At 38.4% G+C, this 26,316-nt stretch carries 21 protein-coding genes; 8 read left to right on the forward strand and 13 right to left on the reverse strand.

Translation table 11 applies throughout. The features are described 5' to 3' along the window. Window positions 1-32: 32 nt before the first annotated feature. Together QT16_RS08440 and QT16_RS08445 are read right to left on the reverse strand one after the other, a co-directional pair. Complete coding sequence (locus tag QT16_RS08440) at window positions 33-959, reverse strand: electron transfer flavoprotein subunit alpha/FixB family protein (protein ID WP_039487944.1); 927 nt, start codon at window positions 957-959, stop codon at window positions 33-35. Continuing rightward, complete coding sequence (locus QT16_RS08445; RefSeq protein ID WP_039487945.1) at window positions 960-1,709, reverse strand: electron transfer flavoprotein subunit beta/FixA family protein; 750 nt, start codon at window positions 1,707-1,709, stop codon at window positions 960-962. It abuts the gene before it with no gap. A 221-nt stretch (window positions 1,710-1,930) separates the two neighbouring features. Here QT16_RS08445 and QT16_RS08450 point away from each other — a divergent pair, with 221 nt between their 5' ends. The 6 genes from QT16_RS08450 to QT16_RS08475 all read left to right on the forward strand — a co-directional run bounded on the left by QT16_RS08450 (window position 1,931) and on the right by QT16_RS08475 (window position 8,815). Beyond that, window positions 1,931-3,577: an electron transfer flavoprotein-ubiquinone oxidoreductase gene (locus tag QT16_RS08450; RefSeq protein ID WP_039487946.1), complete on the forward strand. Its 1,647-nt coding sequence runs from the start codon at window positions 1,931-1,933 to the stop codon at window positions 3,575-3,577. Between the two features lie 132 nt (window positions 3,578-3,709). Beyond that, window positions 3,710-4,174, forward strand: a complete 465-nt coding sequence (locus tag QT16_RS08455; protein WP_002961226.1) for an acyl-CoA thioesterase — start codon at window positions 3,710-3,712, stop codon at window positions 4,172-4,174. Window positions 4,175-4,433: 259 nt separating this feature from the next. Continuing rightward, on the forward strand, window positions 4,434-5,003 hold the full coding sequence (locus tag QT16_RS08460; protein ID WP_002961225.1) for an outer membrane beta-barrel protein: 570 nt from the start codon (window positions 4,434-4,436) through the stop codon (window positions 5,001-5,003). Between the two features lie 213 nt (window positions 5,004-5,216). Beyond that, a complete protein-coding gene (tsaA, locus tag QT16_RS08465; RefSeq protein ID WP_039487947.1) occupies window positions 5,217-5,921 on the forward strand; it encodes a tRNA (N6-threonylcarbamoyladenosine(37)-N6)-methyltransferase TrmO in 705 nt (234 codons plus the stop codon). Window positions 5,922-6,010: 89 nt separating this feature from the next. Then, a complete protein-coding gene (locus tag QT16_RS08470) occupies window positions 6,011-7,735 on the forward strand; it encodes a proline--tRNA ligase (protein ID WP_039487948.1) in 1,725 nt (574 codons plus the stop codon). A gap of 234 nt (window positions 7,736-7,969) precedes the next feature. After that, window positions 7,970-8,815, forward strand: coding sequence for a UDP-2,3-diacylglucosamine diphosphatase (locus QT16_RS08475; protein ID WP_039487950.1), 846 nt, complete (start codon window positions 7,970-7,972; stop codon window positions 8,813-8,815). A gap of 19 nt (window positions 8,816-8,834) precedes the next feature. Here QT16_RS08475 and QT16_RS08480 read toward each other — a convergent pair whose 3' ends face one another. The 4 genes from QT16_RS08480 to QT16_RS08495 form a co-directional block, all read right to left on the reverse strand. After that, on the reverse strand, window positions 8,835-11,846 hold the full coding sequence (locus QT16_RS08480) for an ATP-binding protein (protein WP_039488061.1): 3,012 nt from the start codon (window positions 11,844-11,846) through the stop codon (window positions 8,835-8,837). A 323-nt stretch (window positions 11,847-12,169) separates the two neighbouring features. Then, the gene (locus QT16_RS08485; RefSeq protein ID WP_039487952.1) at window positions 12,170-13,378 is read right to left on the reverse strand and encodes an ABC transporter permease; all 1,209 of its coding nucleotides are present in this window, start codon (window positions 13,376-13,378) and stop codon (window positions 12,170-12,172) included. After that, window positions 13,371-14,159, reverse strand: a complete 789-nt coding sequence (locus QT16_RS08490; RefSeq protein ID WP_024596859.1) for an ABC transporter ATP-binding protein — start codon at window positions 14,157-14,159, stop codon at window positions 13,371-13,373. Before QT16_RS08490 ends, QT16_RS08485 begins: the two co-directional genes overlap by 8 nt. Further along, window positions 14,156-14,968, reverse strand: a complete 813-nt coding sequence (locus QT16_RS08495; RefSeq protein WP_039487953.1) for a DUF3025 domain-containing protein — start codon at window positions 14,966-14,968, stop codon at window positions 14,156-14,158. The genes QT16_RS08490 and QT16_RS08495 overlap by 4 nt, the downstream gene beginning before the upstream one ends. Before the next feature lie 113 nt (window positions 14,969-15,081). On the opposite strand from QT16_RS08495, the gene QT16_RS08500 reads away from it, so the two are divergent. Then, the gene (locus QT16_RS08500; protein WP_039487956.1) at window positions 15,082-16,707 is read left to right on the forward strand and encodes a M28 family metallopeptidase; all 1,626 of its coding nucleotides are present in this window, start codon (window positions 15,082-15,084) and stop codon (window positions 16,705-16,707) included. Between the two features lie 120 nt (window positions 16,708-16,827). Next, window positions 16,828-17,997 carry a putative manganese transporter gene (locus QT16_RS08505; protein WP_039487957.1) on the forward strand — a complete coding sequence of 390 codons (1,170 nt, stop codon included), beginning with the start codon at window positions 16,828-16,830 and terminating at the stop codon, window positions 17,995-17,997. A gap of 61 nt (window positions 17,998-18,058) precedes the next feature. Here QT16_RS08505 and QT16_RS08510 read toward each other — a convergent pair whose 3' ends face one another. The 7 genes from QT16_RS08510 to seqA form a co-directional block, all read right to left on the reverse strand. Then, window positions 18,059-18,424, reverse strand: a complete 366-nt coding sequence (locus tag QT16_RS08510) for a DUF805 domain-containing protein (RefSeq protein ID WP_039487960.1) — start codon at window positions 18,422-18,424, stop codon at window positions 18,059-18,061. Window positions 18,425-18,840: 416 nt separating this feature from the next. Continuing rightward, complete coding sequence (locus QT16_RS08515; protein WP_039487962.1) at window positions 18,841-20,427, reverse strand: dihydrolipoyllysine-residue acetyltransferase; 1,587 nt, start codon at window positions 20,425-20,427, stop codon at window positions 18,841-18,843. A gap of 8 nt (window positions 20,428-20,435) precedes the next feature. Then, window positions 20,436-21,413, reverse strand: a complete 978-nt coding sequence (locus QT16_RS08520) for an alpha-ketoacid dehydrogenase subunit beta (RefSeq protein WP_002962936.1) — start codon at window positions 21,411-21,413, stop codon at window positions 20,436-20,438. After that, window positions 21,413-22,627, reverse strand: coding sequence for a thiamine pyrophosphate-dependent dehydrogenase E1 component subunit alpha (locus QT16_RS08525; protein WP_039487965.1), 1,215 nt, complete (start codon window positions 22,625-22,627; stop codon window positions 21,413-21,415). Before QT16_RS08525 ends, QT16_RS08520 begins: the two co-directional genes overlap by 1 nt. A gap of 265 nt (window positions 22,628-22,892) precedes the next feature. Further along, window positions 22,893-23,945, reverse strand: coding sequence for a succinylglutamate desuccinylase (gene astE, locus QT16_RS08530; protein ID WP_039487967.1), 1,053 nt, complete (start codon window positions 23,943-23,945; stop codon window positions 22,893-22,895). A gap of 119 nt (window positions 23,946-24,064) precedes the next feature. Then, on the reverse strand, window positions 24,065-25,702 hold the full coding sequence (gene pgm, locus QT16_RS08535) for a phosphoglucomutase (alpha-D-glucose-1,6-bisphosphate-dependent) (RefSeq protein WP_039487969.1): 1,638 nt from the start codon (window positions 25,700-25,702) through the stop codon (window positions 24,065-24,067). 9 nt (window positions 25,703-25,711) lie between these two features. Continuing rightward, window positions 25,712-26,308, reverse strand: a complete 597-nt coding sequence (gene seqA / locus QT16_RS08540; RefSeq protein WP_039487971.1) for a replication initiation negative regulator SeqA — start codon at window positions 26,306-26,308, stop codon at window positions 25,712-25,714. Window positions 26,309-26,316: the final 8 nt, after the last annotated feature.

Raw genomic sequence — 26,316 nt, forward strand, 5'->3', positions numbered from 1 at the left:
TTTCAACCAGAATAAGTTTGTTTATTTAAAGGCTATAAAGCACTCTCTAACTGTGGCAGTACTTCAAACAAATCAGCCACTAACCCGTAATCTGCAACTTGAAAAATAGGTGCGTCTGGGTCTTTATTAATCGCGACGATTACTTTTGAGTCTTTCATGCCGGCTAAATGCTGAATAGCACCGCTGATACCTACTGCAATATATAAGTTAGGTGCTACAATTTTACCTGTTTGCCCTACTTGCATGTCGTTAGGTACAAAGCCTGCATCAACTGCTGCACGCGATGCACCAATAGCTGCACCTAGTTTATCGGCAATACCATTAAGTAATGCAAAGTTTTCGCCGTTTTGCATACCGCGACCACCCGATATGACCACACTAGCTGCTGTAAGCTCAGGGCGTTCTGATTCGGTTTGCTCAACACTTACAAAGCTGCTTAATTGTGAATCTGATACTGTATCAATACTTGTTATAGCAGCAGCTGATTGCTCACCTTGTAAATCGAAGCTACTAGCACGCACAGTAATTACTTTTTTACTGTCGAGTGATTTAACCGTGGCGATTGCATTACCTGCATAAATAGGTCGTTTAAATGTATCGGCGTCCACTACTGCGATAATTTCAGAAATTTGCGCAACATCTAATAGCGCGGCAACACGTGGCATAAAGTTTTTGCCCGTTGTAGTAGCACTTGCAACAATGTGGCTATAGTTGTCGCTAATTGATAACACTAAATCGCTCATGCTCTCAGCTAACTGATGTTCATAAACGTTATTATCGGCAACTAAAACATTAGCTACGCCATCAATGCTGGCAACTTGTGAGCTCATTGTGCTTAAGTTGTTACCTGCAATTAGTACATCAATAGAAAAACCCATTTTTACTGCGGCGTTAATAGTTTTTGAGGTTTCTGGTTTTAAGGCACCGTTGTCGTGCTCTGCAATTACGAGTGTTTTCATTTAAATCACCTTTGCCTCTGTTTTTAATTTTTCTACAAGCTGCGCAACGTCTTCAACAATAATTCCTGCGGTGCGTTTAGCTGGCTCTTCTACACTTATTAATTGCATACGCGGTGTTAAATCAACACCAAGCGAATCTGCTGCTATTACTTCAAGCGGCTTACGTTTGGCTTTCATAATATTTGGCAGTGATGCATAGCGAGGCTCATTTAAGCGTAAATCAGTTGTAACAACCGCCGGTAAGTTAAGTGCTACCGTTTGCAGCCCGCCATCAACTTCGCGGGTTACGTTTACTTTGCCATTTTCAATAACTACTTTTGATGCAAATGTACCCTGCCCGCGATTAGTTAATGCAGCAAGCATTTGACCTGTTTGATTATTATCTGAGTCGATTGACTGCTTACCTAAAATGACAAGTTCAGGCGTTTCTTGCTCTACAATTTTAGCGAGTAGTTTTGCAATATGAAGTGACTCGAGCTTTTCATCGGTTTCGATGTGAATGGCTTTGTCAGCGCCCAATGCTAATGCTGTGCGTAATTGTTCTTGTGCTGCTTTTGGACCAATAGTTACGGCAACCACTTCAGTGGCGGTACCGGCTTCTTTAAGGCGAATTGCTTCTTCTATAGCAATCTCACAAAAAGGGTTCATTGCCATTTTAACGTTGGTTAAATCAACGTCGCTGTTATCACTTTTAACGCGTGCTTTTACGTTGTAATCAATCACTCTTTTTATTGGTACGAGAACTTTCATAGGAACTCCATAATTATTTAAACCTACAAGGTAACGTGCACGTCAACCTATTTATTTTATGAAATTAGACTACTTCCTGTTGACGTAAACGTCAACCTAAAATAACCTTTAACTATTCACAGTCTGTAACGTTTAATTTGCAAGGTTATAAATAGGCTGTACACCTTATTTAAATGCGTAGTAAACATTCAAATAAGTCCGTCATAGATAAAGAGGTTATTATGGTCGAACGTGAAACCATGGAATTTGATGTAGTAATTGTTGGTGCAGGCCCTGCTGGGCTTTCAAGTGCAATTAAACTCGCGCAATTAGCACAAGAAAAACAACAAGAGTGCATGATTTGCGTAGTCGAAAAAGGTTCTGAAGTAGGTGCACATGTACTCTCTGGTGCTGTTTTTGAAACCAAAGCTCTAGACGAACTACTACCTAATTGGCAAGCGCTTGGCGCACCGGTTACAACCAAAGTAACTAATGATGAAACTTATTGGTTTAACAACGAGCAAAAAGCGACATCAATCCCCCACTTTGCTACACCAAAAACATTTCATAATGATGGTAACTACATTGTATCTATGGGTAACGTGTGTCGATGGCTTGCAGAGCAAGCTGAAAGCTTAGGCGTAGAGATATTTCCAGGATTTAGCGCACACTCTTTAATAATTGAAGATGAAGCAGTAAAAGGCATTATTACTGGCGATATGGGTGTAGACAAAGACGGGAATGAAAAAGACGGTTACATGCCAGGCATGGAGCTTCGTGCAAAATACACTATTTTTGCTGAAGGTTGCCGTGGTCATTTAGGTAAACATCTAATCAATGAGTTTGCACTTGATGCAGATTCATCGCCGCAGCATTACGGTTTAGGCTTTAAAGAAATCTGGCAAATAGATGAAAGTAAACATGAGCTTGGCAAGGTAGTTCATGGTACAGGTTGGCCACTTAGCGGCGATACTAATGGTGGTGCATTTATGTATCACAGTGAAAACAATCAAGTTGTTGTTGGTTTAATTGTTGATTTAAATTACTCAAACCCACATTTGAGTCCGTTTGATGAGTTTCAGCGAATGAAGCATCATCCAGTATTTAAAAACGTACTTGAAGGCGCTGAACGTATTGCTTACGGTGCGCGTGCTATTGCTAAAGGTGGCTTGCATTCATTACCAAAAATGCATTTTGCTGGTGGTTTACTTGTAGGGTGTGATGCAGGCACTCTTAATTTTGCGAAAATTAAAGGTAATCACACTGCAATGAAATCGGGAATGATTGCCGCAGAGGTTATTTTTGAAGCATTGCAAAATGAGTTAGCAAATACCGATTTAACTCATTATCAAACTGCGTTTGAGCAATCGTGGGCATATAAAGAGTTATATCAATCTCGTAACTTTGGCCCTGCTATGCACAAACTCGGTAAATTTTTAGGTGGTGCGTACAACACGCTTGATCAAAACATTTTTAATGGTGGTTTACCCTTTACGTTTAAAGATAATACGCCCGATCACTCTACCCTTGTTGATGCTAACGCCGCTGACAAAATTGCGTATCCAAAACCAGATGGACACCTTAGCTTTGATAAACTCTCAAGTGTGTTTTTATCAAATACTAACCACGAAGAATCACAGCCGTGTCATTTAAAGCTTAAAGATGCGTCAATTCCTATTAACGTAAATTTAGTTAAATTTGATGAACCCGCACAACGTTATTGCCCAGCAGGCGTTTACGAAGTACAAGAAATTGCAGGCAATAAAGAGTTTGTTATTAATGCCCAAAACTGTGTGCACTGTAAAACTTGCGATATTAAAGACCCAAGCCAAAACATTACATGGGTAACACCTGAAGGTGCAGGTGGGCCAAATTATCCTAATATGTAACTAAATTATGCGCTGTATAGCTATATAACTACGTTTTTTACATATAAATTATAAACATATCCTAAATTGCAGGGGCTTCGGCCCCTTTTTTACGTTATGCTAATAGTAGTTTTAATAATAAGAGTGTTATTTATGCCGTCGTCAAAAGTTATTTTTCGTTTTTTAGCAGAGCCTACTGATGTTAATTTTGGTGGTAAAGTTCATGGTGGGGCCGTCATGAAGTGGATTGACCAAGCAGGTTATGCGTGCGCTGCAGGTTGGAGTGGTCATTACTGCGTAACTGTTTCGGTTGCGGGTGTTAAATTTAGACGCCCTATTTTAGTGGGTCAAATAGTCGAAGTAGAAGCTAAAATTGCCCATACGGGTAGAAGTAGCATGCAAATATTTATACAAGTGCGTTGTGGCGATCCAAAAACACAAAATATGGTTGAAACAAACCATTGTGTTATCAGCTTTATTGCAATGGATGAAACGGGCTACCCAATAGAAGTGCCTTCGTTTAAAGCAGTGACCGATGAAGACATTAAATTAGAAAATTACGCTATAAAAATGAAAGAAATAGCAATTGAAACAGAAAACTTACTTCACGAAGTCTAATTAGTAATTTAAATAAAGTAAGGCTATGTAAAAAACTCATTATACTTTGTAAAACATACAACTTATTTTAGAGTACACGATTACACAAAAGTTCACTTTGATTATAAAACACGCTAAATAATGTAAAAACCAATACAAAAGAACTAATTATGGCGTGTTTTTAATCCATTTTAATATTGGCACGCTCGCTGCAAGTAAGTAATTGAAGTTTGATTAATGAAATCAAGCATTTGATTATTTTTTGTAAAGGAGCTATTCAATGATTAAAACACTTTCTCTTTCAGCTATTGCACTAGCAACACTGGGTTTTAACTCTGCAGCACACGCTGACATTTCTGATTTCGATTCACCACGTATTTACACTGGTATCGGTTACGGTCAATATTCTTTTGAATTTGAAGACAGTGACAACGACACTGACTTTGACGACGATGCACAAATGCTTAAAGGCTATATTGGTACTCAGTTTAACGAATACCTAAGCTTAGAACTTGCTTATCAAAACTTTGATGAAGTAAGTGATATAGACAGCAAAGCTGAAATTGATGGCGTATCGCTTGCCGCACGTTTGGGCTACCCAATAACAGAAAGCTTTTCTGTATATGCAAAAGGCGGTTGGCTTGAGTGGGATGCAGATTACACACAAGATTTACCAGTAGGTGGTGTAACAGCGTCTACAGATGGTGGTGATGCATTTTACGGTGCGGGTATTGAATACGCACTTACAACAAATGTACAGTTTCGTTTAGAGTACGAACGCTACAAACTTGATGACGATATTGATCCAGACATGGATGTAGCATCTGTATCAGTTCAATACATGTTTTAATTAATCTTTAACATGTATGAGAGGGGTAAGCTTATGAGCTTGCCCTTTTTTGTTTTAGGTCCTTTTTAAATACATTAATACAAAATATAAACCACTCAGTCTAATAAATGATTTTGAACCGCTTGGTCTATAAGCAATAAACTTACTTACACTAATGCCATAAATACTAAATGCAGGTAGAATAGCGCTCTATTTTATTTGTACCCGAGTACTATGAGCGATTATACCATTTCGGCTATTGGCCACATTGAATCTCCTTATAAACAAAAGTTTGCTATACCTAGGCAGCCTCGTTTAGTGCCACAAGCCAAGGCAAAACTTATTTTTGCACCTGATTTTAATCGCGAAGAGTTTGTACGTGGTTTAGATGAATTTACTCATATTTGGTTGTTATTTCGTTTTCATGAAACGGCCGATAAAGGTTATTCTGCTATGGTGCGCCCACCTCGTTTAGGTGGCAATGAGCGAAAAGGTGTATTTGCTACCCGCGCTACATTTAGACCAAACGCGATTGGTATGAGCGCAGTAAAACTTGAAGGTATCGAGTATAAAAATGGACAACTTAGTTTATTACTCGCTGGCATTGATTTACTTGATGGCACACCCATTATCGATATTAAACCGTACTTACCCTATTCAGATGCAATGTTTGACGCCAGTGCTGGCTTTGCAGATACACGCCCAGAAACACAAATGACGGTTGAATTTAGCCCTCAGGCAATTGAGTTTGTTAATGCGCAAACACAATACCCAGATTTACATGATTTTATAGCTAATGTTTTAAAACAAGATCCCCGCCCTGCCTATAAAAAACAAAAAGACGGCGAGCAAAGCTATGGTATGACTTTGTACAATTATAATATTCGCTGGCAAGTCAATGGCGAGCATAACGTAGTAACAAACATAGAAAAAAACTAAATAACTCACTTAGCGCTTTAGTGTAAAAGCATCCGCTGTTAAACTTAAGCTCTATTAAAAGAACATAATTACTCTATTTCGGAAAAAACATGCGTACAAGCCAATATATACTCGCAACACTTAAAGAAACGCCATCAGATGCTGAAATCGTATCGCATCAGTTAATGCTTAGAGCCGGTATGATCCGTCGCGTCGCTTCGGGTTTATACACTTGGTTACCCTCTGGTTTACGTGTGCTACGTAAAGTAGAAAACATTGTACGTGAAGAGATGGACAAAGCAGGTGCTATTGAAATGCTAATGCCTGTAATTCAACCTGCTGATTTATGGGAAGAGTCTGGCCGTTGGAATGAATTTGGTCCTGAGCTTATGCGCTTTACAGACCGTCATAACCGTACGTTTGCACTTGGTCCAACACACGAAGAAGTAATAACTGATTTCGTACGTAAAGAAATAAGCAGCTACAAGCAGTTACCAGTTACCTTATATCAAGTACAAACTAAAGTACGCGACGAACGTCGCCCTCGCTTTGGTGTTATGCGAGCTCGTGAATTTACAATGAAAGATGCCTACTCTTTTCACTTAAGTGAAGAGTGTTTAGATGCAACTTATCAAGCGATGCACAAAGCATACTGTAACATTTTTGAGCGTTTAGGCCTTGATTACCGCCCTGTACTTGCTGATACTGGGTCTATTGGTGGTAGCCTATCGCACGAGTTTCATGTACTTGCTGAGTCGGGCGAAGATGCAATTGCATTTAGTGATGGCAGTGATTACGCAGCTAATATTGAAAAAGCAGAAGCACTAGCGCCAAACGATCCACGCCCAGAAGCAAGTAAAGAGTTAAAAGCATTCCCTACTCCTGACGCTAAAACAATTAATGAGCTTAAAAAGCACTACGGTGTAAAACCTCATCGCGGTGTTAAAACCTTAATTGTTTACGGTGCACCTAATGAAAACGATGCACGTGGTTTAGTGGCGCTTGTACTTCGTGGCGATCATGATTTAAATGAATTGAAGGCTGAAAAGCACCCATTAGTAGACTCTCCGCTTGAAATGGCAACAGAGGCAGATATTATTGCTGCTATTGGTGCAAAACCTGGCTCCTTAGGCCCTGTGGGCTTATCTATGCCTATTATTGTGGATAGAGCCGCTAATATCCTTGCTGATTTTGTTGCCGGTGCTAATAAAGACGACGAGCATTACAGTGGTATTAACTGGGATCGTGACGTAACTGATTACGAAGTTGCTGATATTCGTAATATTGTTGAAGGCGATATGAGCCCATGTGGCCAAGGCGTTTTACAAATTAAACGCGGTATTGAAGTAGGTCATATATTCCAACTCGGCACTAAATACTCAGAAGCGATGAAAGCGGGTGTATTAAACGAAGGTGGTAAAAACCAAACCATGACTATGGGTTGTTACGGTATTGGTGTTTCACGTATTGTTGCTGCTGCTATTGAGCAAAACAACGATCAATACGGGATCATTTGGCCAAAATCAATCGCGCCATTCGATTTAGCAATTGTTCCAATGAACATGCACAAATCACATCGTATTCCTGATATTGCTAATAACCTTTACCAAGGTTTAAAAGATGCAGGTCTTGATGTGTTATTTGATGACCGTAAAGAGCGCCCTGGTGTTATGTTTAATGACATGGAGCTAATTGGTGTACCATTTACGCTGGTGATTGGTGAGCGTAACCTTGACGAGAATAAAGTTGAGCTTAAAAACCGCCGCACCGGTGAAAAGCTAATGATTGATATAGACACAGCAATTGATGCAATTAAAGCGGCTGTTAAAGGTTAATAACACGCACGCTCAAAATAGACTAAAAGGCCGCATTTAAAATGCGGCCTTTTTTATGCGCGATTAATAGCAATGCGTAATAATAGATGCTCAATGACTCACCTTTCCTAGCTTTATAGAAATCTTTTAATTACGTGCCTTGGTATAAATTGTCATGGAGGCTTCGCTAAAGTGTCTCATAAGTGTCATTAGATTTATCTAAAGTGTTTAATTATTACACTATGGATGACGGGCATGACAAACAATCAACTGCGTAAAAAACAACATTATCCAGCCATTTGGATATCTGATGTTCATTTAGGTTACAAAGATTGTAAAGCTGATTACTTACTTGATTTTTTAAACTCGGTAGAATCTGACACACTTTATTTAGTGGGTGATATTATTGACTTATGGTCGATGAAGCGACAGTTTTATTGGCCCCCTTCTCATTATGAAGTATTAAACTGCATACAAACAAAAGCAGCTAGCGGTACACGTGTCATTTATATTCCCGGTAATCATGATGAAGCGTTTAGAAACTATATAAATCAAACATTATTTGGTGTTGAAATCCACCAGCAGTTTATTCACACCACTAAAGCTAATAAACGGTTTTTACTTATACACGGCGACGACTTTGATTCAGCGACTCGTTATAACAAACTTGTTAGTATTGCGGGGGATGCAGGATACGACTTTTTATTATTTTTAAATCGCTGGACCAATCGTATACGTAAAATATTTGGTGGTAACTACTACTCGCTTGCATCATGGATAAAAGCTCGGGTACACAAAGCACGAGAAGCGATTAGTGCCTTTGAAGATGCCGCAGTTCATGAAGCTAAAAAACAAAACGTAGATGGTATTATTTGTGGACACATTCACCATCCCAAAATAAAAGTGGATGACGATATTATATACTGTAACGATGGTGATTGGATTGAGAGCTGTACTGCGCTTGTAGAGCAGCAAGATGGAAAGATAGAATTACTACATTGGTCAGATACACAATTTATACTTGATAGCGCAGACATAGCTATTCTTAACACGCCTTTTAATACAACAACAAGTACCAAACCAAAAAAATCAGCTGCCTAGCAGCTGATTTTAAAAACGATTAACTTAACCAAGTAATTAGCTTATCTTTTAAAGTTTCTGGTTTAATTGGTTTTGTAATGTAGTCGTTCATTCCAGCAGCTAAACATCGCTCTCTATCACCTTCCATCGCACTCGCTGTCATAGCGATAATCGGTATGTAAGTATAATCTACCCCTGCCTTACTATTTCTAATTTCACTTGTTGTATCGTAGCCGTTTAAATTAGGCATTTGGCAATCCATTAATATAACATCAAAAGCTTGCTCTTCGTTTTCTCTCAATGCTTCTAATGCTTCTACACCGTCTGACGCACAAGTGATTTTTACTTTAGTACGCTTTAATATCGCCTTTGCTACTTCAATGTTTATCATATTATCGTCAACTAATAATATATGATAAGCAGATAGGTCAGGCTCTACTTGTTCCTCTTCCAAGCCTTTAGGTGGCGCTATAATACAGTCACTACTAGCACCAAATAAGCTGGCTAATTTATAACTGAATTGATCTTGAGTGAGTGGTTTATTTAAAATATGGCTGCCTTCAGGTAATACCGTTTTGATTGGCTTATCTGTCACCATGTCTCGTAAAATTAAAACATACTTTTTATTAAACTGTTTACAGTAATCAATTAACGCATCAATTTGAGGATGCTCATCATCAATTAATAATAAATCAGCTTCAAACTCTTTGTGCTCACTAAAGTAGTCAAGTCGTACAATGTTTTCTGCTTTTACTTTGCAGGTTAATAACAATAAGTCGCATACGTTTTTATAAACGTTATCGCGCGCTATTAATGCAGCTACGTTGATACTTGTAGCAAGCTCTATACCTGTGTTTAATTTTTTCTCTTGTGCAACGTGTAGCTCAACCGTTGCGGTAAAGGTACTACCCGCGCCCTTTTCACTTATAACCGTAATATTACCACCCATTAACTGAGCAAGCTTTTTACATATAGATAACCCTAAGCCTGTACCACCAAAATGGCGGGTCGTGCTTGAGTCTTCTTGCGTAAATACTTCAAATAATTTGTCTATGTTTTCAGGCGCTATACCAATTCCGGTATCTTTTATTGTAAAGCTCATTAATAACTTTGAGTCAGTAATGTACTTAGAGCCAACAGTTAAACTTACTTCACCTCTATGAGTAAATTTAAACGCATTATTAACTAGGTTAATTAAAATTTGTTTAAGTCGATGGCTGTCGCCAATAACCATTCTGTCTACTACATCTTTAGTATCTAAAAATACTTCAAGACCTTTGCGTTGCCCTTGTAACGCTAAAGAGCTAATCATATCGCTACATACTGTAACAACATCAAATGTATGATTATCAATATCAAGCTTACCTGCTTCTATTTTAGAAAAATCAAGGATATCGTTAATCAAATTCATCAATGAATTAGCACTGCTATTTGCTAGTTTTAAATAATGGTATTGTTGTTCGGTTAAGCCATCTTCTTTGAGCATTTCAAGCATCCCTAATACGCCATTCATTGGTGTGCGTATTTCGTGAGAGATATTTGCTACAAAGTCACTTTTTGCATGGCTTGCTGCTAATGCTTGGTCAATTGCACGCTCTAGTTCAATGGTCCTTTGTGAAACCTTTAGCTCCAGAGTACTGTTTAACGCTTCGAGCTCTGATTGCGTATTTTTTAATGAACTAATATTTCTTAAAATAGCCGCAACTTGATAACGATTATTATATACATCAAAAATACTGCTAAGCGTAATCGAAAAATATTGTTTGTTGCCATTGCCATCTGTGTAGATTGCTTCAAACGGCATTTTTGAACCGTTTGTAATAGTCTCTTGTATACAATTAGTGTCTGCGTTGTTTAAATTAAACAGGGAGACAAAATCAGGATTAGTGCCTGAAATTGAACTACCAAAAACCTCTTTAGCGGTATTATTAAAGTGAACAATTTCCCCGTTTTGCTCAATTGTAAAAATAGCATCCAAAGAATTTTCTATTACTTTATTGTTTTGCTCTTTTAAAGAATTAATTAACAGCTTACGGTTTATAAAACGTTGGTATAAAAAAGCAATAACTAAAAATATGCTAAAAAATACCACCAACATTGCAATAAAGTTTTGACGTCTCTCATTCACCTTTGCAAACAATGTTTTTGTATCAACACTTACACCAAGCTCTAAAGGTAGCATGGCTATATCACCCTCAAACGAAATTCGTTTTTTTAAAGTGTAAGCCACTGGATAATTACTTATTGGTAAAGTGCCTTGCTCTGTCATGGTGGTTGCAGTGGAAAATTCATCAGACCATGTTTTTGCTTTATTAAATTCAAAACTGAATCGAAGTTGAGGGCTTGGATGATATAAAAATTCACCTTCATTATTCATAAGGTAAATCTGCGTCCCTTGTGGAGATTCAACTGTTAAATCTTCAAGTAATTTATCCGCAAAGTAATTAGTAACTAATATTGCAAATATTTTATTATTTTCATCAAAAACAGGCTTAGCAACACGAAAAGTGCTTATATAAGGTTCTTGTATCTGTCCATTTTCACGGTTGTAGTTAATTGGAGAAATATAAACACTTTTCTTATCAAGCATGCTTGCTTTGATTATGTAATCGCGTTGACCTTTTTTTTGTAATTGCAGACCTTGCAGTCGATTAATCTCTCCAAGTTGATTTCGGTCAACTCTAACAATCTCTTGCCCACCATCTTCGAGCATAATATAGCGAGCTTGCAAAATACTGTCATCGGTCTGCATAAAACCAGTAAAAATACTTGCTAAGCGCTCTTGCCAAACATCTATTGGCGTACCAAGAACAGGATCAATTAGTTTATTTTCTTTAGCGCGGGTAATGCCTTGTATTGGTGGTGTAGCATCTAAAAAGCGAATGGCGGTAACACTGTCTTTAAGATGTTTTTTTAATGAAAGGCTTTTTGTTTCAAGTTCACGCTTTAATTCTATTTGAGCTGAATTATAAACATCACTTCTTACTTTTTGATCGAACAAATACAGAGATGGTAAAGCTATAAGAACAAATATTATTGTTGCAACGAGCATTAGTTTATTATTTTTTGTCACATTCAAAAAAATATTCCTTTTTAACATTTACCTTCACCATAAGTTTTTATTGTTATTAGTATAGAGTATTAAAGAGAGAATTGGACCCTCTAACTAATCAGTTATCGTTATAATTTTTATAATAAAAAGACTAAATTATTAGTTTTATTTAGAGCATAACCCTTATGTGAATTTTAAATGAATGGGTGAAAAAATATTGGCTTACAAAATTAATAAATGGGCTATTTTAACTATTAATCGCTTCAAAGTATAAAAGGTAGCAATTGCTACCTTTTATATATTCTTAAAACCCTTTATGTACATTATCTAAATAGCACATCTTCTCTGTTAAACCACTTGACACAAAATGCCAATAGCCCAGCAGCAATGATTGCAGTGGCTAAAAATATTAAGCCTACAAATGTGTAATCAACAGTCCCTTTTACTATTTCTTTAATTGCTAATGCTACGTTTGTAACAGGAATGAATGCTGTTTTAGCAGTAAGTTCCATATTTGGCATTATTGAAATAATAATCGGGAAAAATACGCCCATACTAAGTGGTGCCATATAATTTTGCGCTTCTTTAAACGTGCGAGCATAGATAGATATAGCCAGAGCTAAGGCCGAAAAGATAGCTGCAACAGGTAGTAATAGTACAAATATCATTAGTAAATCGGTAACTGCTAATGTACTAAATGCGGCTTTAATAAAATCAAGATCGGCAAATGCGAGCGCCAATGCTATCCAACAGCCCATACTTAAGACGGTTATGGTTGTGGAGGCAATGGATGTAGTTAACAAGGTTATAAACTTACCAAGCACCAACTCTGTACGCGTAATAGGTGTAAGTAGAAGTGTTTCTAGCGTGCCGCGTTCTTTTTCGCCAGCGCCTAAATCAATAGCGGGATAAGTTGCCCCCATCAATACTAATGGAATAAGTAGGTAAGGTAAAAAACCGCCAATTTTTTCGCCAAGGTTTTCACGTTTATCGGCTGTATCTACTTTTATTACTTCAATTGGATTAAGAATAGATTTTTGAACAGACTCTTCAATACCAAAACTGATTAGCTTTTGAGTTTGCAGCACGTCACTGTATTCTTTTGCGAGCTCTTTAACGCGTTCGAATAAAAAGTTGATAGATTTTGAATCGTTAAAAACAACCTGCCACTGGCTTTGTTTTCCATCGTCCAATGTTTGCACAGCATGACTTGGTAAATAAATACCCATATCAATATCGCCAGCGATTACACCTGCTTTAAGCTCATCAATATTGTTAAAGGTTTTATCCCCTTTATAAAGCTCAAAACTTTTGTGATAAAACACTTTGTCAGTAAATTCTTGTGCGTATTCACCGTTGATAATCGCGTAAGTATTTACTTTTTGCTCAGCATCCATTGCAGCTTGCGAGCTTATAAATGCCATTACGGCAAACAATAACGGAAATATAGCAACAGGAAGCGCGACTACAAATAATAGCGTTTTTTTATCGCGTAATAACTCTCTTAATTCCTTTTTAAATACCTCAAACATCATGTTTCTCCGTTAATATATTCATAAACGCTTGATTAAGCTCATCACTATTGCCTGCTTGTTTAAACTCTTCTACTGTTCCGTCAAAACAGCTAATACCTTCGTTAATTACAGCGACACGGTCACATAAAAGGGCTACTTCATCTAGATGATGGGTTGAGAAAATAACAGGCGTCCCTTGCGCCTTTAAACCTTTGATAAATTTAATGACTGTTTGTGTTGTCATTATATCAAGGCCCGTTGTTGGCTCATCAAGTACCACAACTGCTGGGCGATGAACAACTGCACGCGCTATATTTGCTTTTTGCTTCATACCTGTTGAAAGGTTTTCTGCCCGTTTATCTACAAATTTATGCATATCAAGCAATGTAAATAGCTCATCACAACGCGATGCTATATCGCTTTTGTTCATGCCATGAAGCTTTGCAAAATACTCTATGTTTTCTTTTACAGTTAAGCGGCCATACAAACCCGTAGAGCCTGATAAAAATCCAATAGACTTACGGCCCAGTAGCGGTTTTTTTACAATATCGTTTCCGGCAATCGTTATTGAGCCTTCATCGGGCTTTAACGCGGTTGAAATCATTCTAAGTGTCGTCGTTTTACCCGCACCATTTGGGCCGAGCAATCCAAGTACCTCACCTTTAGCGCAACTAAAACTAACGTCTCGTACTGAGTGAAAGTAGTCTTTATCTTCACGAGGATCGATGTCGTCTATTTTATTTTTTTTGTGATCTTTAGTTAGCTTAAATTTCTTTTTAAGCCCAGCAACTTCTATCATGTTCGCATCCTTCGTTTCGCTCTAAAATAATCTGTATTGTTGTAAAAAGAGTCGTCTTTGTTTTCGTCATGCCAGCCTGGCACACCTAATAAAGGCAGTGGTGAAAGCTTTTTGTTATCGGCTAAGCAGTTATCTGTACTAATCATCTCATAAAGGGCTTGGTCAAGGTACTGGTATTGAGTTACTAAATCTTTACAAAATATTTCATTAGGTACACAAACAAATAACGCTTTACCCGTTAAACCTATATAGGGCTTTGTTAGCATTTCATAATTAGCATGACCAAACATAAAAGGTTTTATTGTTTTACCCCACTCATGTTTGTGTTCAACGAATGCAGTTTTCCATTGGTGATCGCAAAGCCACTGCTGCCATTTACTCTCACTTATAGCTAATACAACACCACACTCATCAAAAAGCGTTAGTGCATTACGATGCTTAGTACGCTGTTGCAGTCCATGCTCAGCTATATCTTGCACATGTCTATGGTTTATTAACGCTTTGGTTTTAGGAAATAAACACCATATAAACCCACCAAATAAGTCATGCCAGTTTTCACTGCGTGTAGGTACAACACCTGTTTCAAAAATTACTTGCTCATAATACCGCTCGCCAAAGTCTACCTTTGCATCATCTTCAAAAGTAATAGGAATATTATTCTCATTAATAGCAGTTAAAAATGGAGAAAACCACTGCGGCGATGGCCAATCTGTTAGTTCGTTAACTTTAAATAGCTCACGTAAATGCGCAAATGCACCTGTTTCTAAACTACTGATTTGCCACTGCTCGGGGGGAGTAAAACGCTTCATTTAAACCTTTAACAATTTATGCCTATAATTTACGAGAAGTTTACCGCAAAAACTGGTTCTGCTTAATAGAAGTTAATATACTAATCACAACTTAAAACAAAAAAAGAGCTGACATGAAACATTATTTCTCTCTCACACTCCTCGCTACTGCTGTTTTAGCAGGTTGCGCAACAACAAGTATTACCCCTACTGATGTAACAAATGGTTATAACAGTATTCAAGCTGATGAACTGGCTAAACATGTAAAAGTACTCGCATCGGATGAGTTTGGTGGACGTGCTCCTTCATCACCTGGCGAAAAGCTAACGCTTGATTATTTAACTGCGCAGTTTAAAGCTTTAGGTTTAAAACCAGGTAATGGCGACAGTTACTTACAAGAAGTGCCATTGGTTTCTTTAGAAGCTGATTCGAACATGGTGCTTAATATTGGCGGTAAAGACTACCAATACAAAAAAGACATGGTTATGGGTAGCAGTCGGATAAGTGCTCAAGAAGGCATAGAAAACTCTGAACTTGTATTTGTAGGCTACGGCGTTAACGCACCTGAATACAATTGGAATGATTACGAAGGTTTAGACGTTAAGGGCAAAACGGTTGTGATGCTGGTTAACGATCCAGGCTTTGCAACAAAAGATCCTGCGTTATTCACTGGCGACGCAATGACCTATTATGGGCGTTGGACATACAAATATGAAGAAGCTAGTCGCCAAGGTGCAGCTGGTGCAATTATTATTCATGAAACAGCACCTGCGTCATATCCATGGTCAGTAGTTGAAAACTCTTGGAGCGGTGAGCAGTTTGGTTTTCAAAAAGAAAACAATAATATGGACCGTGTAGCCGTTGAAGGCTGGGTTACAACTGACGTAGCAAAAGAGCTATTCACTAAAGCAGGATTAGATTTTGAGACTGCGAAAGAAAACGCAGCTAAAGGTGCTTACCATGTTGATATGGGCGATTTAACTGCTTCTGTTAATGTTAAAAATACAATTAAAAAATCAGTGTCGTATAACTTTATCGCTACGTTACCAGGAAGCGAGCAACCAGATGAGCATGTTATTTACTCAGCGCATTGGGATCACTTAGGTACAGATAAAACACGTAAAGGCGATCAAATTTACAACGGTGCTCACGACAACGCAACGGGTACAGCTGGGCTTATTGAAGTAGCTGAAGCCTTTACTAAATTACCTAAGCACCCTAGCCGCTCAATGACATTTTTAGCAGTAACTGCTGAAGAGCAAGGCTTACTAGGTTCTAAATACTATGCAGCTAACCCAGTGATTGCAGCTAATAAAACAGTCGCTAACATAAACATGGATAGCTTAAATTTATTAGGCAAAGTAAAAGACATGAATGTGGTTGGTATTGGCAAGTCACAAATGGATGAGTTTTTAGCAACTGCAGCTAAAGAGCAAGGCAGAACAATATCAGGCGATCCTAAACCATCATCTGGTGGCTATTACCGCTCTGATCACTTTGCATTTGCTAATATGGGGATTCCAGCCATGTACGCAGGTGGCGGCACAGTCGCAGCTGACGAAGAGACAGCTAATTACCGTAAACGCATGAGTTTAGTACTTCGCGGTTGTTATCATCAACCATGTGATCGTTACCGTGACGAATGGGATTTATCGGGTGCTGTTCAAGACTTACAATTGTTTTATAAAGTAGGTTTTGATATTTCGGAGCAAGAGCAATGGCCAACGTGGAATGCAAACTCAGAATTTCAACGTAAGTAGCATTGGTTTAACATCGAAAAACTCAAAGAGAGTAATCGATTTAAATAGATGCAAATGATATTGATTATCATTTAATTAAAATATACAGTGTTACTAAGTTTATTTAATTGGTAACACTGTATGATTTTACTCTCTCAAATAGGATTTATTACGCCCGCTTCTAAACGCTTTGTTAGCCAAAATAAACGTTTATTATTACCACTTTTTTTACTGGTATGCTTAGCTGTGCCATCACTTCGTGAAATTACAATAACAGCACTAAGCGATGCTTTTTTTCAAGTTAGCGTATTTGTTGCTGCTACATTATTAATATATTACTACGCCATAGAGCATTTACCTCAATTAGAACTTAGTTATTTAAGTGCTAAATCGCCGGTATTAGAAATATTTTTTGCTGCCGTTTTAGGTGCCCTTCCTGGATGTGGTGGTGCAATAATAGTGGTTACCCAGTTTACAAAAGGCCAAGCAAGTTTTGGGGCTATTGTTGCTGTTTTAACAGCTACAATGGGAGATGCCGCATTTTTACTCCTTGCCACTCGCCCTACTGAAGGTTTAACCATAATGGCTATTGGCTTAGTAGTAGGCACGCTTTGTGGTGTTATAGTAAACGCCCTTCATGCAAAAGACTTTTTACGCCCAACAAAGCAAGAACAAAAACACCAAGTTAAAGTATTGCCAACTAGTATAATTAAAATAAGCAAACCCGTTTGGATGTTCGCTATTATTCCAAGCCTCATTATTGCTTTTTTAATTGCATTTAATGTCAACTTTGATCAATTTGGAAAATACACAGGCACAAGTATTAGTATTTTTGGTGCTGCAATGGCGTTATTTACTGTAACTATATGGGCGTATTCTTCTAAAGGTGAAAGCTATAAAGAAGTAACCTCAGAAGACGATGAATGTAATCCACCTTCTAAAATTATTAAAGTACTTCAAGACACACACTTTGTGACCGCATGGGTAGTGGCATCATTTATGTTGTTTGAGATTTTAGTAAATATTGCAGGGCTTGATTTAAAAAACTGGTTTGCACACTATGCTTATTTAGCGCCACTTATTGCTGTAGTGATTGGTTTTTTACCAGGTTGTGGTCCGCAAATAATTGTTACTACGTTATATATTCAAGGCATTATTCCCTTTAGTGCATTAACTGCTAATGCAATATCTAATGATGGTGATGCGTTATTTCCTGCAATTGCAATGGCACCTAAAGCGGCTGTAATTGCGACTGTGTATACATCTATTCCTGCTTTGGCCGTTGGCTATGGCCTTTACTTTTTAAGTTAAAATTGCCATAAACAAAAAAGCTCAGCTATTGCTGAGCTTTTAGGATGTTAACTTATTTTATTTATACGGCTGCTGGCTCTGCAGCTAGTTCTTTTGGATTTGGGCCATAATCGTTCTCACCTTCATGTGAGTCTTGTGCAAGAAAAACAATTAAAACAATCCAACCAATTACTGGCACTAACCAAAGTAACTGCCACCAGCCTGAACGACCAGTATCATGAAGGCGACGTGCGCCAGCACTCAAACTAGGTATCAATAGTGCTAAACTATAAATATTGCTGATAATATAAAAGCCAATTAATTCATCAACGAATGAAAGTGCTATAGAGATTAAAGTGTTAATCAATACAAACATCCAATATGCTTTACGACGGTTACGGCCTGAAAAATCGGCGTAGCTGCGCAGTGCGTTCATATAATGTTCCATGAAATTTCCTTAGTGTTATTTTTTATATTCCCTAACGGGGTTAACTTTATTACTTTTTAGTAACACTTGTATCTTAAATAAAAACAGACTCATTTAAAACAAAAAACCAGCAAATTGCTGGTTTTTTATTAGGGCGTGTTGACCTTTGCGGATTGAAATTTGTTCAATCTAGGGGCGATTAAATCGCGGCGCGAGGTTTGTAACCTAGTGGGCTAAGTAAAAACCGAGCAACAAAGAGTTTATCGCCCCTAGGCAAAACCCGAAGGGCAGCGCATGTTTGGCATTTATGCTGCGTTATCGCCTATTTATGGGGAGTAACCACACTTCATAGGCTCTGCCTTGCCTAAAAACCAAACATACTGCTGTAAATTCAATCATCAAAGATCAACACGCCCTAGGTTTAAACAATTATATTATTAACTCATTGCCATCATCATTGCCGAAGGATTTTCTAAGTACGATTTCCATAGGTTATTAAAGCGAGCAATCGTTCCGCCATCAATAACACGGTGATCGCCAGACCAACTTACTTGCATTATCGCTTTACTCACAACGTGCCCACTTTCGTCAAAACGTGGTAGATGCTGTAGTTTACCAAGCGCAACAATAGCTACTTCTGGTTTATTAATTATAGGGGTCGCAATAGTGCCGCCAATCGCACCAATGTTAGAAATGCTAATTGTCCCACCTTTTAAATCATCAGGGGCAACACGCCCTTCTCGCGCTGAGAGAGTTAAGCGGGTTAAATCATTAGCCACATCAACAATACTCTTACTCTGGCACGACTTAATATTAGGCACTAACAAGCCAATTTTTGAATCAACCGCTATACCAATATTATGATCGTTATAATAGGTAAGCTCTGAGCAATCATCATTCACTTTTGAATTAAGTACAGGGTACTCTTTCATTGCCAGCGAGAGTGCTTTTACAAAAAATGGCATCATGGTGAGCTTTACGCCTTGTGCTTTGTACTGCTCTTTTAAGGAGCTGCGCAAAGCTATAAGCTGTGTTAAGTCTATTTCATCACTAAACGTAAAGTGCGGAATAGTTGAAACTGAAGCTACCATTTGTTTGGCCATGGCCGCTTTAATGCCTTTAATTTGCTCTACTCGTACGCCACCGCTTTTATTCTGTGTTTGGTTTTGTACTGCACTTTGAGAAGCATCGCTATTAAGCGGTGAAGTATCAATAGTATTTGGCACTTCGCCTTTTACAAACTCTTCAATATCTTGCTTGTAAATACGGCCATTTTTTCCACTACCTGGTACACAGGTTAAATCAACATCTAGCTCACGTGCTTTACGACGAACTGCAGGGGATGCAACCGCTTTTTGATTGATAACCTTTGCAGCTTGCTGTGTTTCAACTGGTGCAACTTTTTCAGCGACGGCATTAGTTTGAGCCTTTACGACCGCTTGGTTTATATCAACATTTGGCTTTACTGCACTGCCTGCAATTGTCATTTGAAACAACGGGCTATGTACTTTTGCTATTTCACCTTTTTGGTAATATAGTTTTTTTACTGTGCCTGTATATTTTGCCGGAATTTGTACTAATGCTTTGTCGGTCATTACGTCACAAACCGCTTGGTCTTCTTCTATTTCATCGCCTTCTGCGACTAACCAATCAACAATCTCACATTCGACAATACCTTCACCAATATCAGGTAGTATAAAGTCCTCAACTACATCAGATGCATTGTTATTAGTTTGATTTTCAGCTTGAACTGGCTCTTCTACTACTTCATTACTCGTACTATCACCAGTTACATCCATAGCAAATAAAGGAGCATGTACTTTAGCAATTTCACCTTTTTGATAATATAGCTTTGAAATAATGCCATCATGCACTGCCGGAATTTGTACTAATGCTTTGTCTGTCATCACATCACAAATTGGCTGATCCTCAGATACGGTATCGCCTTCTTGTACTAGCCATTCAACTACTTCGCATTCAACAATGCCTTCACCAATATCGGGTAATATAAAATCTTTCGCCATGGTACCCCCTAAAAATCCATTGATTGTTTAATTGCAGCCAACACTTTTAGTGCATCCGGTACGTATTCTTTTTCAAGTGCCAACGGGTATGGTGTATCTAGACCACATACACGTAAAATTGGCGACTCTAAATGCAAGAAACACGCTTGTTGTATTGTTGCTGCTATCTCGGCACCAAAGCCATTAGTTATAGGCGCTTCATGGCTCACGATTAAACGACCGGTTTTAATAACCGATTTAGCAATCGTTTCAACATCCCATGGTAAAATACTACGAAGGTCAATAACTTCACAGCTTATACCTTGCTCGCTTGCTTGCTGTGCTGCCTCTTCAATAATCTCCATTTGAGCACCCCACGCTAAAAGCGTAATATCGGTACCCTCTTGTACCACTTCAGCCGTGCCTAATTCAATACTATAATCTTCTTCTGGCACTTCGCCTGTTGATGCACGATATAAACGCTTAGGCTCAAAAAATATGACAGGGTTATCATCTTTAATAGAGGCACGTAATAACCCCTTAGCTTGATAAGGGTTACGCGGTACAACCACTTTTAAGCCCGGTGTATGTGCAAAATAAGCTTCGGGTGATTGCGAGTGGTATAAGCCACCAGCAATACCACCGCCATAAGGCGTACGAATAGTTAAGTTACCAACATTAAATTCATTACCACTGCGATAACGAAATTTAGCGGCTTCATTTACTATTTGATCGAACGCTGGGAATATATAATCAGCAAATTGAATTTCTGCCAATGCAGGCGCACCAAAAGCCGCTAAGCCATTAGCGAAACCTAAAATACCTTGTTCGGTTAAAGGCGTATTAAAAACACGATGCTTACCGTATTTTTCTTGCAAACCTGATGTTGCTCTAAATACACCACCGAAGTAACCAACATCTTCGCCAAAAATACAGGCTTGAGGGTGTTCGTTCATCGTAATATCGAGGGCAGAGTTAATTGCGTGGAGCATGTTCATTTTAGCCATTACTTAATTCTCCCTGCGGTTACTGGGTAAGCATCTGGATGCTGTTTTATATGTTCTTTTAATTGCTCGTACTGACGTTGCAATAACGGAATTGGAGTATCGTAAACGTCAGATACCAATTCTTCTAAAGCGGGCTTGGCAACAACTTCAGCACGCTTAAGCGCTGCTAAAATTTCTTCACGAATCGACTCTTTTGCTTTTATGTCGTCCTCTTCGTTTAACCAATCTTGCTTGACCAACCATTTTCTAAATTTATCAATAGGACAGATTTGATTATTTGCTTCTTCATCTTTAGAGCGATAACCACTGGGATCGTCTGATGTAGAATGCGCGCCTAATCGATAAGCAATCGATTCAATAAGTACAGGCTCACCTTGTGTTGAGGCTATTTCGCGTGCTTTTTTGGTCGCTGCATACACTGCAAGTGCATCTGTGCCATCAACACGAATTGTTTTAATACCATAACCTACACCACGCGACGCAATACCATCGCCTTTAAACTGCTCATCAGCAGGGGTAGATATGGCATAGCCGTTATTACGTGCAAAAAATATAACCGGCGCTTTGTGAACAGCCGCCATATTTAAGCCCGCATGAAAGTCACCTTCTGATGCAGCACCTTCACCAAAGTAACAAATAGTCACGTTATCAATTGTGCTTGCAAGCTCACCTGTTTTAGCGTCGATATGCTTTATTTTTTGACCATATGCATAACCTGTGGCCTGTGGTATTTGCGTACCCAGTGGCGATGAAATCGTCATGTAGTTTAGCGCTTTAGAGCCATAATGGATTGGCATTTGGCGACCTTTACCTAAATCCAATTCATTTGAGAACATTTGGTTCATAAATTGATCGAGCGTAAAACCACGATAATGCAGTGCTGCTTGTTCACGATATTGCGCCATGATCATATCGCCTTGATCAAGTGCAGCAGCAGAGGCTGTAACTGCGGCTTCTTCGCCTAGGCATTGCATATAAAAACTAACTCGACCTTGGCGCTGCGCGCCTTGCATACGTTCATCTAACAAACGTATAAAACGCATTGTTTCATATAACTTAATAGCGGTATGTTTTGAAATATCAGGTGCGGTTGCACTAGGATGAATGTCGCCGTCCTCAGTTAAAATACTAAGGGTTGGAATATTAAGTGCTTGGCCATCAATAAATTCAAGCGCGTGGTTAATATTCAGCGATACGTTATTTGGATTACTCATAACCTACCTTCTTTTGTTGTCGGTAAAACAGTGCCCCTTTAAATTATTATTGTGGGTGATTGTTGCTGGTTAAACTTTGCAACATCTGCACTATCTTTAATTAAAGCTGCCAACACTTTACGTTAACGTAAAGTGTTATTCAACACATCTGGGACGAAACAAAAGCAAATACAGGTTAAATAAGTGGCAAGTTAACGATACGGTTACTTTAATTAATAGTAATCATATAGTTAACTTGAAGCCACCAGTGGTCTGATGAGTTTAATTAGACGAAATTGCTATCAATATCCATTGGAATAACGGTAAGCAGTGCTCTTTGGCCTAATGCTACGCTCGCATTTGGAAATATAATAGCCTCACCTTCAACGTCAGCGTAAATCGCTGTATCACCGTCGGTTGCAAGTAGTTCACCTTTCGCAAAGCCAGTAAAGTTCTCAGCATCATCAGAAAAAGGGAAACTAAAATCATCCTGCGTTCTATTAATTGTGCGGTGCACTTCAAATAACTCAAACTCACTTGCATTAAAATCAGGGTATTTAACTTCATTTTGGCTAATTAATGCAGTTAATGTTTGCTTTGTTTTTTCAAAGCGGGCCATATCATTTTGGCCAAATGGCTTAACCTGACCCAGCTCTACTGTAAACGAGTCTGCACCATGAACAAACGACGAATAATAGCTAAACGTTGTTGCGGGTGATTTCATCATAAGTACGGTATTTACACCACTGCTCAATAAAAATTGTAACTGTGACTTTTTCCATGGCTTACCATGTAAAAATGGATACACAGCAAATTTTTCGTTTTTAGAGCCTCTAATTGCAGTGTGTAAGTCGTAATGACATCGGCTACTGCCTTGCTGGCCACGTGCATAAAAGTCACTTACGTATTGCTCAAGCTTTGCAGCGCGGTTTCGTTCATTATTCATTGGTACACCTTCAACTGTATGGTGACCATTAAATAATCTATTTAAGTTTTCTTCTACAAAACGCAGGCCAATATTAATTGATTGTGGATTACCATAAATAAATAAAACACGCTGTTTAAGGACTAGCTCACCTTTTATAATTTGTTTAATGAGCGCATCACAAATTTCAATTGGCGCAGTTTCGTTACCGTGTACAGCGCTTGAATAAATTACATCTTTGCTTGTTTTAACAGCAGGTTGAAACTCAATTACACCGGTATCGTGTATATTTACACAAGTTCCATTATCTAAAACAAATTCACCTGCATCTAAATGCCATTCGTTATTACGGCTAAGCGTTAAAAAATCGCCTGTTTGTTTTAATTCATTTAAGTAAGATGGATTGGCTGACATGTAATAAGCCCTTTAAAAATAATGTGAGAGTAAACTCTTATGCATATATATGCACAAGGTAAAGGTATAGAAACAAAAACGGCTGAATAAATCAGCCGTTTTAAAATTATTAGATTAAGTTAGCTTATAACTGAATCTACAAGCTTTTTAGCTTCTTTTTCAAGTAACGCTAAATGCTCTTCACCTTTAAATGATTCAAGGTATATTTTATAAATATCTTCAGTACCTGATGGACGCGCTGCAAACCAGCCATTTTCAGTGACCACTTTTAAACCACCAATTGCCGCATCGTTACCTGGTGCATGAGTCAGTTTTTGCAAAATAGGTTCGCCAGCAAGTGTATCTGCTTTAACATCAGAAGCACTCAATGCTTTTAAACGTGACTTTTGGCCGCTTGAGGCCGGTGCATCAAGGCGTTTATAAATTGGAGAACCAAACTCTTGTTCTAGTTCTTTATATAGCGCTGATGGAGTTTTACCTGTTACTGCAAGTATTTCTGCAGCAAGTAGTCCCATAATAAAGCCGTCTTTATCTGTACACCATACAGAGCCATCAAAACGTAAAAATGCAGCGCCTGCGCTTTCTTCGCCACCAAATGCAAGCTTGCCTTTGCTTAAGCCCTCAACAAACCATTTAAAGCCTACGGGTACTTCTTTTACTTTACGATTATTGCGCGCTGCTACTTTATCGATCATAGAGCTAGAAACCAGTGTTTTACCAATCTCTACTGTTTCATTCCAATCACGGTGTTTAAGTAAGTAATCAATTGCCACTGCTAAAAAGTGGTTTGGATTCATTAAACCATCTGGCGTTACAATACCGTGGCGATCGTAGTCAGGGTCGTTACCAATAGACACATCAAAATCATCTTTTAATGCAATAAGGTTCGCCATTGAATAAGGTGATGAACAATCCATACGAATTTTGCCATCTTTATCAAGTGGCATAAAAGCAAAACGTGGATCAACAACATCATTAACGACGGTTAAATCTAAATTATATTTTTTAGCAATAACAGGCCAAAAATTAATACCTGAACCACCTAGTGGATCGATACCAATTTTGATACCTGCATCGCTAATGGCTTTTAAATTAACGATATTTGCTAAATCATCAATATAAGGAGTCATTAAATCTTCGTAGCGGATAAAGCCTGAACGTGAAGCTTTAGCGAATGGGAATAACTCAACTTCAACCAAGTCTTCTAATAAAAGTTGATTTGCTCTGTCTTCAATCCATTTAGTAACGTCGGTATCAGCAGGTCCGCCATTAGGTGGGTTGTATTTAAAGCCACCATCTTCAGGAGGGTTATGCGAAGGCGTAACAACAATCCCGTCTGCAAGCTCATTTTGGTGTAGCTTGTTATGGCTAACTATGGCGTGGCTGATAACTGGCGTTGGTGTAAAGTCACCGTTTTCTTGCGTTATCACTTGCACTTCGTTAGCAACTAAAACTTCAATAGCTGAATTAAATGCAGCCTCACTCAGTGCGTGTGTGTCTTTACCTAAAAATAACGGACCAAAAATATCATTTTGTTTTCTATAATCACAAATAGCCTGAGTAATCGCTAAAATGTGTGACTCGTTAAATTTAACATCGTAAGAACAACCACGGTGGCCTGATGTACCAAAAGCAACACAATGCTCTGGATTTTGTTCAAGATCAGGTTCGTTTAAGTAATACGCAGATACTAATTTAGGTACGTTAACCAGTGCTGATTGTGGAGCAGTTTTGCCTGCGCCTGAGTGAATAGCCATTATATTTCCTTACAGGTAATCGCGAATTTTTTCAGCTTGCTCTGCACTATATCCAAGGCAAAGAGCAACTTCATGAAGCATCATTTTTTTACGCGTTGTATTAGAATTTGTCATAACCCAATATTCACTATCAGTTATGTTTTTAGGGTTCATACTACTACCGCTATTTACTAAGGCTTCTTTACTAGTAGCAAAGTAAACACGGTCACGCCCTTTTATATCTAGTACAGCCGAAAAATCAGTTTTATGTGTGCGGTAAAATGCACTTAAAATAAACAAAAAGCGCCCAACAACACCCTTTTGCATTGCCAGCTCTTCTTTATTTAATACATTAAAAACATTATCGCTTTTTTGCTTCACGGGTGCGTGAGCTACAGGCGTTTGTTTTTTTGAAGTCTCAGCAGCAGGTGGCTCTGAGCTTTTTAATGTGGCGGTAGACGTAGTCGCAGTTTGATTATTTTGAGTTAGTTCTACGTTTGCGGTTTGAATTTTTTCGCCGCTCAGATTTAATAAACGACGTAAAATAGTGGATGCACTTTCACCAATACTTTGCGTATTGCTTGCAATATACTGATATAACTCGTCGTCTATGTCGATTTGTTTCATGTTCTTCC

The sequence above is a fragment of the Pseudoalteromonas distincta genome (assembly GCF_000814675.1).
In the GTDB taxonomy this organism is placed as follows: domain Bacteria; phylum Pseudomonadota; class Gammaproteobacteria; order Enterobacterales; family Alteromonadaceae; genus Pseudoalteromonas; species Pseudoalteromonas distincta.

Excerpts from the sequence above, each read along its gene's own strand:
- QT16_RS08440 (WP_039487944.1), bottom strand. The coding sequence starts at position 959 with ATGAAAACACTCGTAATTGCAGAGCACGACAACGGTGCCTTAAAACCA.
- QT16_RS08445 (WP_039487945.1), bottom strand. The coding sequence starts at position 1,709 with ATGAAAGTTCTCGTACCAATAAAAAGAGTGATTGATTACAACGTAAAA.
- QT16_RS08450 (WP_039487946.1), top strand. The coding sequence starts at position 1,931 with ATGGTCGAACGTGAAACCATGGAATTTGATGTAGTAATTGTTGGTGCA.
- QT16_RS08455 (WP_002961226.1), top strand. The coding sequence starts at position 3,710 with ATGCCGTCGTCAAAAGTTATTTTTCGTTTTTTAGCAGAGCCTACTGAT.
- QT16_RS08460 (WP_002961225.1), top strand. The coding sequence starts at position 4,434 with ATGATTAAAACACTTTCTCTTTCAGCTATTGCACTAGCAACACTGGGT.
- tsaA (WP_039487947.1), top strand. The coding sequence starts at position 5,217 with ATGAGCGATTATACCATTTCGGCTATTGGCCACATTGAATCTCCTTAT.
- QT16_RS08470 (WP_039487948.1), top strand. The coding sequence starts at position 6,011 with ATGCGTACAAGCCAATATATACTCGCAACACTTAAAGAAACGCCATCA.
- QT16_RS08475 (WP_039487950.1), top strand. The coding sequence starts at position 7,970 with ATGACAAACAATCAACTGCGTAAAAAACAACATTATCCAGCCATTTGG.
- QT16_RS08480 (WP_039488061.1), bottom strand. The coding sequence starts at position 11,846 with ATGCTCGTTGCAACAATAATATTTGTTCTTATAGCTTTACCATCTCTG.
- QT16_RS08485 (WP_039487952.1), bottom strand. The coding sequence starts at position 13,378 with ATGTTTGAGGTATTTAAAAAGGAATTAAGAGAGTTATTACGCGATAAA.
- QT16_RS08490 (WP_024596859.1), bottom strand. The coding sequence starts at position 14,159 with ATGATAGAAGTTGCTGGGCTTAAAAAGAAATTTAAGCTAACTAAAGAT.
- QT16_RS08495 (WP_039487953.1), bottom strand. The coding sequence starts at position 14,968 with ATGAAGCGTTTTACTCCCCCCGAGCAGTGGCAAATCAGTAGTTTAGAA.
- QT16_RS08500 (WP_039487956.1), top strand. The coding sequence starts at position 15,082 with ATGAAACATTATTTCTCTCTCACACTCCTCGCTACTGCTGTTTTAGCA.
- QT16_RS08505 (WP_039487957.1), top strand. The coding sequence starts at position 16,828 with ATGATTTTACTCTCTCAAATAGGATTTATTACGCCCGCTTCTAAACGC.
- QT16_RS08510 (WP_039487960.1), bottom strand. The coding sequence starts at position 18,424 with ATGGAACATTATATGAACGCACTGCGCAGCTACGCCGATTTTTCAGGC.
- QT16_RS08515 (WP_039487962.1), bottom strand. The coding sequence starts at position 20,427 with ATGGCGAAAGATTTTATATTACCCGATATTGGTGAAGGCATTGTTGAA.
- QT16_RS08520 (WP_002962936.1), bottom strand. The coding sequence starts at position 21,413 with ATGGCTAAAATGAACATGCTCCACGCAATTAACTCTGCCCTCGATATT.
- QT16_RS08525 (WP_039487965.1), bottom strand. The coding sequence starts at position 22,627 with ATGAGTAATCCAAATAACGTATCGCTGAATATTAACCACGCGCTTGAA.
- astE (WP_039487967.1), bottom strand. The coding sequence starts at position 23,945 with ATGTCAGCCAATCCATCTTACTTAAATGAATTAAAACAAACAGGCGAT.
- pgm (WP_039487969.1), bottom strand. The coding sequence starts at position 25,702 with ATGGCTATTCACTCAGGCGCAGGCAAAACTGCTCCACAATCAGCACTG.
- seqA (WP_039487971.1), bottom strand. The coding sequence starts at position 26,308 with ATGAAACAAATCGACATAGACGACGAGTTATATCAGTATATTGCAAGC.